Source organism: Methylocaldum sp., from assembly GCF_039794385.1.
Lineage (GTDB): Bacteria > Pseudomonadota > Gammaproteobacteria > Methylococcales > Methylococcaceae > Methylocaldum.
The window spans coordinates 1-11,066 of the sequence record NZ_JBDIVO010000144.1 but is presented as its reverse complement, the minus strand read 5'-3'; the positions used below and the strand labels follow the sequence as shown (position 1 = coordinate 11,066).

At 63.2% G+C, this 11,066-nt stretch carries 13 protein-coding genes; all 13 read left to right on the top strand.

Features of this window, described 5'->3' with window-relative positions:
• The coding region (locus ABJK70_RS13315) for an amidohydrolase family protein (protein WP_347258208.1) at positions 1-445 on the top strand (445 nt) is incomplete at its 5' end.
• Positions 436-1,422 (top strand): GTP-binding protein, encoded by a 987-nt coding sequence (locus tag ABJK70_RS13310; RefSeq protein ID WP_347258207.1) that lies wholly within the window; start codon positions 436-438, stop codon positions 1,420-1,422. The genes ABJK70_RS13315 and ABJK70_RS13310, both read left to right, overlap by 10 nt.
• A 21-nt stretch (positions 1,423-1,443) precedes the next feature.
• Positions 1,444-1,878 (top strand): 6-carboxytetrahydropterin synthase QueD, encoded by a 435-nt coding sequence (gene queD / locus ABJK70_RS13305; RefSeq protein WP_077732432.1) that lies wholly within the window; start codon positions 1,444-1,446, stop codon positions 1,876-1,878.
• Positions 1,875-2,699: a GTP cyclohydrolase FolE2 gene (gene folE2 / locus ABJK70_RS13300; RefSeq protein WP_077732431.1), complete on the top strand. Its 825-nt coding sequence runs from the start codon at positions 1,875-1,877 to the stop codon at positions 2,697-2,699. The genes queD and folE2 overlap by 4 nt, the downstream gene beginning before the upstream one ends.
• Positions 2,696-4,045 (top strand): GTP-binding protein, encoded by a 1,350-nt coding sequence (locus ABJK70_RS13295; RefSeq protein ID WP_077732430.1) that lies wholly within the window; start codon positions 2,696-2,698, stop codon positions 4,043-4,045. Before folE2 ends, ABJK70_RS13295 begins: the two co-directional genes overlap by 4 nt.
• Positions 4,033-5,064 carry a WD40 repeat domain-containing protein gene (locus ABJK70_RS13290; protein WP_156879699.1) on the top strand — a complete coding sequence of 344 codons (1,032 nt, stop codon included), beginning with the start codon at positions 4,033-4,035 and terminating at the stop codon, positions 5,062-5,064. Before ABJK70_RS13295 ends, ABJK70_RS13290 begins: the two co-directional genes overlap by 13 nt.
• A 304-nt stretch (positions 5,065-5,368) precedes the next feature.
• Entirely contained in the window at positions 5,369-5,761 is a 393-nt protein-coding gene (locus ABJK70_RS13285; protein WP_240502649.1) for a DUF3147 family protein, read from the top strand.
• A 74-nt stretch (positions 5,762-5,835) separates the two neighbouring features.
• Complete coding sequence (locus ABJK70_RS13280) at positions 5,836-6,771, top strand: chromate resistance protein ChrB domain-containing protein (protein ID WP_156879700.1); 936 nt, start codon at positions 5,836-5,838, stop codon at positions 6,769-6,771.
• Positions 6,768-8,159 carry a chromate efflux transporter gene (gene chrA, locus ABJK70_RS13275; RefSeq protein ID WP_156879701.1) on the top strand — a complete coding sequence of 464 codons (1,392 nt, stop codon included), beginning with the start codon at positions 6,768-6,770 and terminating at the stop codon, positions 8,157-8,159. The genes ABJK70_RS13280 and chrA overlap by 4 nt, the downstream gene beginning before the upstream one ends.
• A complete protein-coding gene (locus ABJK70_RS13270) occupies positions 8,156-8,347 on the top strand; it encodes a hypothetical protein (protein ID WP_077732426.1) in 192 nt (63 codons plus the stop codon). Before chrA ends, ABJK70_RS13270 begins: the two co-directional genes overlap by 4 nt.
• 12 nt (positions 8,348-8,359) lie before the next feature.
• The gene (locus tag ABJK70_RS13265) at positions 8,360-9,937 is read left to right on the top strand and encodes an ABC transporter permease subunit (protein WP_077732425.1); all 1,578 of its coding nucleotides are present in this window, start codon (positions 8,360-8,362) and stop codon (positions 9,935-9,937) included.
• Positions 9,856-10,695, top strand: coding sequence for an ABC transporter ATP-binding protein (locus tag ABJK70_RS13260; RefSeq protein ID WP_240502648.1), 840 nt, complete (start codon positions 9,856-9,858; stop codon positions 10,693-10,695). The genes ABJK70_RS13265 and ABJK70_RS13260 overlap by 82 nt, the downstream gene beginning before the upstream one ends.
• Before the next feature lie 219 nt (positions 10,696-10,914).
• A partial coding sequence (locus ABJK70_RS13255; protein ID WP_347258209.1) for a chromate resistance protein ChrB domain-containing protein occupies positions 10,915-11,066 on the top strand: 152 nt, incomplete at its 3' end.

The following is an 11,066-nucleotide window of genomic DNA, read 5'->3' as shown; positions in this document are numbered from 1 at the left end:
CTTGGCGCTGACCCTCTTGCCGGAGCTGAAGCGGGAGTTTTCGCTCCCTGAAATCGCGATCATGACCCGCGCCGCCCCGGCACGTTTGCTGGGTCTTGGCGACCGCGGCCATCTCGCCCCCGGCGCCGTCGCCGACATCGCCGTTTATCGGCCGCAACCCGACCGGCGCGCCATGTTCGCCGACGCCGCGCTGGTGTTGAAAAACGGGCGCGTGGTGGTGCGGGACGGCGAAGTGGTCGAGCGCGTCCACGGGACGGCGCAGGTGATTCAACCCGGATACGACCGCCGCATCGAGCGATCCGTCAAAGTTCATTTCGACCGCTTCCACAGCCTGTCCCTCGATCACTTCAAAGTGAACGACGTGGACTTCGCCCTCAAGGATGCGGAACGTTTTCGGGCGGTTCCCGTTTCGAACCGGCCAGCACCGGTGCAAACATGTCGCTAAGCCCCAAAACCCCGCTTCCCGTCATCGTTCTGACGGGCTTTCTCGGCAGCGGCAAGACCACGCTGCTGAATCGTTTGCTGGATCAGGGACCGCGTACGGCGGTGCTGATCAACGAGTTCGGCTCCACCCCGGTGGACCAGGCCCTGATCGAGCGTCAGGACATCCCGCTCATGACCCTGTCCGGCGGTTGTTTGTGCTGCCAGATGCGGGGCGCCTTGGCGCCGGTGCTCAAAAACCTCCGGCTGGCCTGGGAGAATCCCCGCTCGCCGCGGTTCGACCGGATCGTCATCGAGGCGAGCGGCGTCGCCAGCCCCGAACCCGTTCTGGACACGCTGCTGCGGGACCGCTGGCTGGCATCCCGCTACCATCTGCAAGCGGTGATCGCGATGGTGTCGGTACCGGCAGCCGAGGAACAATTGGGCCGTTTTCCCGAAGCCCGCGCCCAGGTGGCTTGGGCGGATGTCCTGGTGCTCACCCACACCGATCAGGCAAACGCGGAGGAGATGGTGCGCTTGGCTGTCCGGCTGGACGAACTCGCGCCGGCCACGCCCAGGCTGGTCGCAGTACAGGGAGTCATCGATCCGGAAACCGTTCTGGCGCCGGTGGCTCCCGATAATCGCCGACTGCCACAGGGCCAGGAGTTGCCCGATCACGGTTTCCGCAGCGTGTCCCTCTACCTGAGCGCGCCGATTCCCTGGCCGCGCCTGCAAACCGTGCTGGAAGACCTTTTGGCCCAGCATCGTTCCCGTCTGGTGCGGGTGAAGGGAGTGGTTCGCCTGTCCGACCGGTCCGAGCCCGTCATCGTGCAAGCCGCGACGGGCCGGTTGTATCCGCCGGTTCCCTTGCCGGCCCGAGCATCCGACGACGGGCTCGGACGCCTGGTCTTCATCGCCGCAGGCGCCGTTCACGAACTCGCCGAGGAACTGATGGCGGCCGTGGGTGGCATCGCGGTTCCGGATGCGATCCGCCTGCATTGACTAACGATCCTATCGCAACCCATGGACATCCATAGCAACGACTCGTCCCTCGCCGCGGCCGCCTCAGGCAAACGCAGCCTTTATAGGCTTCGCGTGCAGGTCCAGTTCTCGTCCGCGCACTCGCTCCGCGATTATCCCGGCGATTGCCGCCGCCTGCACGGGCATAACTGGAAGCTGGAGGTGGAGGTCTCCGCGCGCATCCTGGACGCGCTGGGCATCGCCCTGGATTTCAAGACCATCAAGGCGGAAGCCCGAACGCTTGCCGACAGCCTGGACCACCGCTATCTCAACGAGATCGAGCCGTTCGACCGGATCAATCCGACGGCGGAGAACCTGGCCGGCTGGTTTTACCGCCGGCTCGCCGAACGGATCGACGGGGAATTCGCCCGGGTCAGCGCCGTGACCTTGTGGGAAACCGACACGTCGTGCGTCCGCTATACGGAGGAGGATCGATGAGCGCTCCGATCGGCATCGAAGACGTGCAGGGCCGGGCCGACTCCCGCCGCATCGCCATCGACAGGGTCGGGATCAAGGACATCCTGCATCCGGTGCGGGTCCGGGACCTCAGCCAGGGCGAGCAGCACACCATCGCCCGCTTCGACATGTACGTGAACCTGCCCCACGGCTTCAAGGGCACCCACATGTCCCGCTTCGTGGAGATACTCAACGGTTACGAACGCGAAATCGGCGTGGAGTCCTTCGGCGACATGCTGGCCGAGATGATTCGGCGACTGGAAGCCCAGTCCGGCTACATCGAAATGCGGTTTCCGTATTTCGTCGAAAAGGCGGCGCCGGTCACCGGCGTGCGCAGCTTGATGGACTACGAAGTGGCCCTGGTCGGCGAAATCGCCGAAGGCGAAGTCACGACCCGAATCCGGGTCGCGGTGCCGGTCACCAGCCTCTGTCCCTGTTCCAAGACGATTGCCGAACGGGGCGCCCACAATCAGCGCTCTCACGTCACCGTGACCGTGACGACCGCTGATTTCGTGTGGATCGAAGAATTGATCGAGTGGGTGGAGGCCGAAGCCTCCTCCCCGATCTTCGGACTGCTCAAGCGTCCCGACGAGAAGTATGTCACCGAATACGCCTACGACCATCCCAAGTTCGTCGAGGACATGGTGCGCGACGTGGCCGCCCGGATGGACGCGGAGCCCCGCATCCTGGCCTACACGGTCGAAGCGGAGAACTTCGAATCCATCCACAACCATTCTGCCTATGCGCGGATCGATCGCGATCTACACCACTCATCTCCCCAACAAAACGGAGCCATGACATGACCGCCATCACTTCGAACCGCATCCCCGTCACCGTGCTGACAGGTTTCCTGGGTGCAGGCAAAACGACCCTCTTGAACCGAATCCTGAGCGAAAACCACGGCAAACGCATCGCCGTGATCGAAAACGAGTTCGGCGAAATCGGCATCGACAATGCCCTGGTCATCGATGCCGATGAAGAAATTTTCGAGATGAATAATGGTTGTATCTGTTGTACGGTCCGGGGCGACCTGATCCGCATCCTCGGCAATCTGATGCGGAGGCGCGACAAGTTCGACGCCATCCTGATCGAGACCACGGGGATCGCCGACCCCGCTCCGGTGGCCCAGACCTTCTTCGTCGACGAGGAAATCGCCTCGCAGCTCCGGCTGGACGGCGTGATCACCGTGGTGGACGCCAAACATGTGCACTTGCATATCGAAGACAGCGAGGAGATCAAGGAACAAATCGCCTTCGCCGACGTGATTCTCCTCAACAAGGCCGACCTGGTCTCGGAACCGGAGCTGGCCGCCCTGGAAAAGCGGGTGCGGGGCATGAATGCCATGGCCCGAATCCATCGTACGGTGAACGGCCAGGTGGATCTGGCCGAGGTACTGGACGTCGGCGGGTTCGACCTCGATCGGGCGCTGACGGTCAAGCCCGGTTTCCTGGATCCGGAATATCCCTTCGAATGGGCCGGGCTGTTCCATCTCGCCGCCGGGGATTACCGCTGGATTATCCAAGACGGCCCCGATCCCGCCATCCGCTTGATTTGGCTGCCGGTGGCCGATGCCAGCGACAGTTGCCTCATGGGTCTGCAAGAGCGCATGGTCCGGTTGTTCTCGGACCCTCCCAAGCGGCTCGCGCCCGATGCCGGCCTAACGGAGGAATGCCTGCACGAGCTGGATCTGAGCGCCGGCGGCATAAAGCAAATTCGGGTTTCGGTCGAGCGGGACGGGCATTACGCCTGCTTCACCCAGCATCATCCCGATGAGTTCGGCATGACCTTCCTGCGCGGGGATCGAGGGGTCGAACCGGTGATGACCCGTGAATGGGAGGCCGGGCACACACATGACGATGACGTGACGTCGGTGGGCATCAGCGAGCCCGGCGATCTGGACTACAGCCGCTTCAACAACTGGATCGGCGAGCTGCTCCGGGAAAAAGGGGCGGATATCTTCCGCACCAAAGGCATCGTCAGCCTGAAAGGCATGGAAAAGAAGCTGGTGTTCCATGCCGTGCATATGCTGTTCAACATGCAGGCCGATAAACCCTGGGGCGACGAGCCGCGCCGCAACCAGCTGGTGTTCATCGGCCGCAATCTGGACCGGCACGCTTTGAACGAGGGATTTCGGCAATGTCTGGCTTGAATGAGAAAGCACCGTTCGAGCTGATCGAGCCGCAATGGCGGGTCGTGGGCGACGATTACATCACCGCTCTGGCCTGGTCGCCTGATGGATCTACGCTGGCAGCGGCATCGGCCGGCGGTCCGATCCTGCTGCTCGTGGGAGAAACCGGAGGGGTCGTTCATGAACTGCCCGGTCACGGCCTGGGAACGCTGGCGCTGGACTGGTCCTGCGACGGACGTTGGCTCGCCAGCGGCGGACAGGACGGCAAGGCGCGGGTGTGGGATGCCGGTACCGGTGCAGAGGCCATGGTACTGGATGGCGGCAGCGGCTGGGTGGAACACGTGGCCTGGTCGCCGCGCGGCGATCTCCTCGCCTCGGCGGCCGGCAAGTTCGTGAAGCTGTGGAAGAATGACGGCGAATTGTGTCGAGTCTACGGCGATCATGCCAGCACGGTGACGGGCTTGGCCTGGCTGCGCGACGGACGCCGATTGGCCACCGCGTGTTACGGCGGGGTCAAGCTGTGGCGGATAGACGCCGTGCAAGCGAAAAAGCATTTCCAGTGGAAAGGCTCGTTTCTCTCCCTGAGCCTTTCGCCGAACGACGAACACCTCGCTGCCGGCTGCCAGGATGCCAGCCTGTTGGTTTGGAATGTAAAGACCGCCAAGAACGTCGGCATGTCGGGCTATCCCGGCAAGATCAGCCTATTGGACTGGGATGCCTCATCCCGATATCTGGCCAGCGGCGCGGACCGTGAGGCGGTGCTGTGGAATTTCTCGGGACCGGGTCCGGCCAATCGGGAGCCCTTTGTGCTCAGCCGCCACATCGACCGCATCGCCGACCTCGGGTTTCATCCGAAGCGGGATGTTCTCGCCACGGTCGGGCAGGATGGAATGTTGATCCTGTGGAATATCCCCGAAGGCATAATGAAGGATCTTTGTATCCTGAAAAATCCGCTGACCCGGCTGGCCTGGAGTCCTCAGGGCAACATGCTGGCCGTCGGTTCGGCAGAGGGCGAGGTCTGCCTGTTAAGCGTACGGTAGATGGACTGAACTCCGAGCGGTCGATTACCACGGATAGCATGAGCAGACTCGCCCTGAAAGTCCGCTCAGTGTAAGCCCTCGTATGTTCGGAGAGAGCAGAGCCTATTCTCATGACATGCGTCCCCTTTCATATTCCCATGGTGATTGGGCCAACGACTTCGAATGCGCTACGGTCTATTGATAGGCATGAATAAAGCACGCCCGCTCCGAGACGTCTGATTTATTCTGAAAGATTCAGAAGGACTTGAATGCAGACGAGTCGGTATGAACACCTACGAGCGTAAGCGCAAACCATAACGAGAAAATGGGTACGATCTTGGCGTACCAACCTCCGCTGCAAGCCGGCAAGCAAATAACACAAACGGCCATGTACCTCAAAGTGTTGATATCCGCGCTGTTGATCGCAGTAATTTCCGAAACGGCGAAACGTAGCAGCCTGGTTGCCGCCCTCATCGCATCACTGCCGATCACATCGATTCTGGCCTTCATCTGGCTCTATGTCGACACCGGGGACACCGAACTGATAACTGAGCTTTCGCGGCAAATCGTCTGGCTGGTGATACCTTCACTGGCCTTCTTTTGGATCTTGCCCCTGCTGCTGGAACGGTCGCTGAATTTCTGGCTGGCACTCGGCCTCGCGGCGATAGCTACCAGCGTGTGCTATGGCTTGGTCTTATTGCTGAGAAACCTGTTTTAAAAGGCGTTTACGCAACTTGAAGCCCTTCAGCTTAATGAGTAGCATAATCTACATTACTGTAGAGAATGCTACACATGTCTTGGCTTTTGCTCATACTGACTCTGCCGACGGAGAACGCCACGGCCCGAATGCGGGCCTGGCGAGCGCTCAAAGCCTCGGGCGCCGCGGTGCTCCGGGATGGCGTCTATTTGCTGCCCGAACGGGACGGCTGTCGAGAGATTCTGGCCGAGGTCGCCGACGATCTCCGTGAGAACGGCGGCACGGCCTATTTGCTGAAGACTGAAGGAAAAGGTGAAGACGGTTTTTCGAGGCTATTTGATCGTTCATCCGAATTCGGCGAATTGCTGGTGGAGATTGCCCAGTGCCGCGCCCGGCTGACGAGCGAAACCGCGCCGGCGACACTGAAACAAGCCAGAAAGCTCCGCAGGACATTTGGACAATTGGCCGCCATCGACTTCGTCCCGGGGGAAGCCCAGAAACAAGCCGATGCCGCATTGCAGGAGCTGGAAAGTTCGGTCAGCCGCTGCCTGTCCCCCGACGAACCGCATGCGGCGGCCGGTGCGATCCCACGCTTGGATATTGCCGACTATCGCGGCCGCGTGTGGGCGACTCGTGCCCGCCCCTGGGTGGATCGACTCGCGAGCGCCTGGCTGATTCGCCGCTTCATCGACCCGGACGCCCGCATTCTCTGGTTGGCTTCACCCGCCGACTGCCCGGAGGACGCGTTGGGGTTCGACTTCGACGGTGCCGCCTTTTCCCATGTGGGCGGCAAGGTGACCTTCGAGACCCTCCTGGCCGGATTCGGCCTGGAGTCGCCACCGCTCGCGCGACTCGCCGGCATCGTGCACTTCCTCGACGTCGGCGGCATCCAACCTCCGGAGGCCCAAGGCATTGAGCGCGTATTGGCGGGCCTGCGTGAAACCAGCGCCAATGACGATCAACTGTTCACGGCCGCCAGCGTTCTGTTTGACGGGCTACTGGCCGCATTTGAAAAGGATTCCGCGCCATGAGCGAAACTTCCCACGTCACCGCACCCACTAAGAACAATGTTCGCCCGGTCGCCGTAGGTTTTTGGGCCGCCTTCCTGTTCTGGCTCAAGCTCGGCTTCATCAGTTTCGGCGGCCCTGCCGGCCAGATCGCCATCATGCATTCGGAATTGGTCGAACGGCGCCGCTGGATCAGCGAGAAACGCTTCCTGCACGCACTCAACTACTGCATGCTCCTGCCGGGGCCGGAGGCGCAGCAACTGGCGACCTATATCGGCTGGCTGATGCACCGCACCTGGGGCGGGATCATCGCGGGAGGGCTGTTCGTGTTGCCTTCGCTCTTGATCTTGATCGGACTGGGCTTGATTTACCTGGCGTTCGGCCAGGTGCCCGCCGTGGCCGGCGTGCTGTACGGCATCAAGCCGGCGGTGACCGCCATCGTTTTGTTCGCAGCCTGGCGCATCGGCTCGCGGGCGCTGAAAAATTGGGTGCTGTGGGCCATGGCAGCCTCGGCGTTCGTGGCCATTTTTGCTTTCAAAGCGCCGTTTCCCTTGATCGTGCTGGTGGCGGCGATTCTGGGCGGCATCGGCGGCAAGTTTGCACCCGGCAAATTTGTGGTCGGAGGCCATGGTGCGGCCAAGCAAAGCTACGGTCCGGCGCTGATCGACGACGATACGCCGGTTCCCGCCCATGCCCGCTTCACCTGGGCCAGCTTGCTCAAGATCATTCTAGCGGGCCTGATCCTATGGAGTGGCGCGATCGGCTTCCTATACGCGCAGTATGGTTGGCACGGCGCGCTCACGCAGATGGGCTGGTTCTTCACCAAGGCGGCCCTGCTCACCTTCGGCGGTGCCTACGCGGTGCTGCCCTACGTCTATCAGGGCGCGGTCGAGCATTTCCACTGGCTCGCTCCGCATCAAATGATCGACGGCCTGGCCTTGGGCGAAACGACGCCGGGGCCGCTCATCATGGTGGTGACCTTCGTCGGTTTCGTCGCCGGCTGGGCCAAGCAACTGTTCGGACCGGATCAGCTTTTTCTGGCAGGCACCGCAGCCGCGGCCGTGGTGACCTGGTTCACCTTCCTGCCCAGTTTCCTGTTCATCCTGGCGGGCGGCCCCCTGGTCGAAACCACCCACGGCAATCTCAAGTTCACCGCGCCCCTGACCGGCATTACCGCCGCCGTGGTGGGTGTCATCCTCAACCTCGCTGTGTTTTTCGCCTACCACGTATTTTGGCCGCAGGGCTTCTCTGGGCGCTTCGATGGCGTTTCGGCTCTGGTAGGCCTGGGTGCGCTGCTGATCCTGTTCCGTTGCCGGGTCGGCGTCATCCCGGTCATCGGCGTCTGCGGCCTGGTCGGTTTCTTGTTCACCTTCCTCAAACCCTGGTTGGCCCAGGCGGGAGTGCTGTTATGAACCGCATCGTCTTTCCGAGGATTACGCTAGGAACTTTCCTTTTCCTGATGTGCGCCATGTTGCCGGCCCGCGCGGAAGCACCGCCGCCTTTCGACCCGGTTCAGGGGGTGATCGACGCCAAGCGGGACGAGGCGGTGAAGACCATTCCCTTCTCCAAAATGCCTGAAGGTATTGCCGTCAGGCATTAAACCACCGGTTCCATGGGTTCGAGACGCCTCACCCTGACCCTTGCGGCAACCTTGTTTCTGGGGCTGGGATTGGCGCCGCTCGTGGTCATGTTCGCATCGAGTCTCACCGTGGACGGAATGTTCGGCCTGGATCGCTATCGGGACCTGTGGGCATCGCCCCGCCTGCCTCGGCTCTTCGGTCGGAGCGTGCTGCTCGCGGGACTGGCCACCCTGGGCGCGCTGGGACTCGGCGTGCCGCTCGGCCTGCTGCTCGGCAAGACCGATCTGCCGGGGCGGCGCCTGTTCGCCGCGGGGTTCATCCTGCCCCTGCTGCTCCCGCCCTATTTCCTCGCGCTCGGCTGGTTCGCCCTGCTGGGGCGGGAGGGTTGGCTCGCCCGCCTGCTGCCCGCTTCAGTGGCCGGAACTCTCTCAGAATGGCTGTTCGGACTGCCGGGCTGTGCCGTAACGCTGGCCACGGTGTTTCTGCCCCTGATCGTGCTACTCACGGCGACCCTCCTCCATAGCGTCAATCCCCGCCTGGAGGAGGCTGCGAGGCTGTACGCCGCCTGGCCGAAAGTGCTTGGCCGCATCACCCTGCCGGCCGTTGGGCCGGGCGTTCTATTCGGCGCTGTCCTGGTGTTTCTGCTGGTCCTGGGCGAACTCACCGTGCCCATGTTCCTGCGCTATGACGTGTACCCGGTGGAAATCCTGACCCAGTTCGCGGCCTTCTACGATTTCGACGCGGCCATCGCGGCAGCGGCTCCGCTGGCGCTGGTCGTGGGCTTGCCGCTGGCGGCGGAATGGCGCTCGCGGCGCTTCGCGGCACCCGATCTTCGGCCGGCGGGAACCTCGCTTTCCATCCGCCTGGGCGCTTGCAAATGGCTATGGACGGTCGGCGTATCCAGTCTGCTTTTGATGCTCGTGGTGTTGCCGCTCGGCGCACTACTGCTTCAAGCCGCCCCGGCGGACTTCGGCGACGCGTGGCGTCGGGCGGGCGATGCCCTCGGGCGCAGCCTGTTGTACGCTGCGCTCGGGGCGAGCCTTTTGACGGCCTTCGGATTTTTTCTGGGGCTTTTGTGGCGCGAGCGGACGCGCGGCGCAGGCCTCACCGAATTCGCCGCCCTGCTGCTCCTGATCCTGCCCAGCTCAGTTGTAGGCATCGGCCTGATCGGACTGTGGAACCAACCTGCGACTGCCGGCTTCTACGCCTCGCCGGGTCTCCTGCTGTTGGGGTATCTCATCCAGTATGGAGCATTGTCCGGGGGCATCGCCCACAGCGCTCTGGCGCGCCTCCCGCCGTCCCTGGAGCAGGCGGCGGCCGTGGCCGGGGCTGGCTGGTGGCGGCGGATCCTGTTCATCGCGCTGCCCCTGAGCCGGCGAGGACTCCTGACCGCCTGGCTGGTCGCTTACCTCTTTTGCCTGCGCGATACCGGACTCGCCCTGCTGGTGTACCCGCCCGGCGGGGACACCCTGCCGGTGCGCATCTTCACCGTGATGGCCAACAGCCCGTTCGGGTTGGTGGCGGCGCTGTGCGCCTTGTTGGTGGCCGCGGCACTGCCGCCGCTCATCCTGACTGGACTTGGCCTTCGCAGAGAGGCGCACTCGCCATGAGCGCCGTCGAGTTCCGGCAGGTTTGGGCGTCCTATCGGGGCAAGCCGGCGGTGCGGGATTTTTCCCTGGACGTGGAAGCCGGCGAGCGGGTCGTGCTGCTCGGCCCTTCCGGCTGCGGCAAGACCACGGTGCTGCGCCTCGCCGCCGGTTTCCGCGTGCCCGAGCGGGGCGCCGTACTGCTGGACGGGGCGGTCGCGGCGGAAGCCGGCCGCCTTGACCTGGAACCCGAACAGCGGGGTCTCGGCATGGTGTTTCAGGACCTGGCCCTGTGGCCGCATCTCACGGTGCGCGGGAATCTGGAATTCGGCCTGAAGGCGCAGGGCGTTGCCAGGGCGGAGCGGGAACGGCGCATCCGGGAAACCCTGCGGTTGGTGCGCCTGGAATCGCGGCCGGACGCGCGCCCCGGCGAACTTTCGGGCGGCGAGCAGCAGCGTGTCGCCCTGGCCCGTGCCCTCGTCACCCAACCCCGCCTGCTGCTCATGGACGAACCCCTGTCCAGCCTGGACTTTGAACTGGCCCTCGAACTGCGCCGCGAGATTCTGGCGCTCCAGGAAGCACTCGGATTCACCCTGCTCTACGTCACCCACAATCTGGACGAGGCGTTCGCCATCGCCCAGCGGATCGTGGTGATGCGCGCGGGCGCCATCGTCCGCCAGGGGTCGGTGGAGGAAATCCGCGCCCACTTCGACCAGGTTCGCCGGGGACTCCTCGCCTCGGGTACTGACGGGACGGCGGAATCGGCCGGTGTAAAGGGATAAGACGGAATGGCATCGGTCAACGGGATAGCGCGCGTGGCGAAGTGGTTAGAACTCAAGAGGTGGACGAACCCGTCCGCAAGGTCCTCATCGTGGATCTCTTGGATGCCATGGGCGCGTGCTACCTGTTTACGCGGCCTTCGCCGCGGCAGGCGTGCTCACGCATACCGAGAAAGGCGCCGATAAAAAACTGCTTCCATAACTCACTGGAGGTCAAACATCATGAAGTGGATCACGCGCGAGAACGTTAAGGTGGACCGGGTGGCCTGCCCCTGGCTCATCAAAAAGTTCATTGACCCTGAGGCCGAGTTCTTGTTCGTTCCGGCCGACCAGGTCCTGGCGGTGGCCGAGCGACACGGCGCTATTCCTTTCGA

What these genes read in the sequence shown, in the direction of transcription:
- ABJK70_RS13265 (WP_077732425.1), top strand. Translation starts at nt 8,360, where the DNA reads ATGGGTTCGAGACGCCTCACCCTGACCCTTGCGGCAACCTTGTTTCTG.
- ABJK70_RS13295 (WP_077732430.1), top strand. Translation starts at nt 2,696, where the DNA reads ATGACCGCCATCACTTCGAACCGCATCCCCGTCACCGTGCTGACAGGT.
- chrA (WP_156879701.1), top strand. Translation starts at nt 6,768, where the DNA reads ATGAGCGAAACTTCCCACGTCACCGCACCCACTAAGAACAATGTTCGC.
- ABJK70_RS13290 (WP_156879699.1), top strand. Translation starts at nt 4,033, where the DNA reads ATGTCTGGCTTGAATGAGAAAGCACCGTTCGAGCTGATCGAGCCGCAA.
- ABJK70_RS13280 (WP_156879700.1), top strand. Translation starts at nt 5,836, where the DNA reads ATGTCTTGGCTTTTGCTCATACTGACTCTGCCGACGGAGAACGCCACG.
- queD (WP_077732432.1), top strand. Translation starts at nt 1,444, where the DNA reads ATGGACATCCATAGCAACGACTCGTCCCTCGCCGCGGCCGCCTCAGGC.
- folE2 (WP_077732431.1), top strand. Translation starts at nt 1,875, where the DNA reads ATGAGCGCTCCGATCGGCATCGAAGACGTGCAGGGCCGGGCCGACTCC.
- ABJK70_RS13285 (WP_240502649.1), top strand. Translation starts at nt 5,369, where the DNA reads ATGGGTACGATCTTGGCGTACCAACCTCCGCTGCAAGCCGGCAAGCAA.
- ABJK70_RS13310 (WP_347258207.1), top strand. Translation starts at nt 436, where the DNA reads ATGTCGCTAAGCCCCAAAACCCCGCTTCCCGTCATCGTTCTGACGGGC.
- ABJK70_RS13270 (WP_077732426.1), top strand. Translation starts at nt 8,156, where the DNA reads ATGAACCGCATCGTCTTTCCGAGGATTACGCTAGGAACTTTCCTTTTC.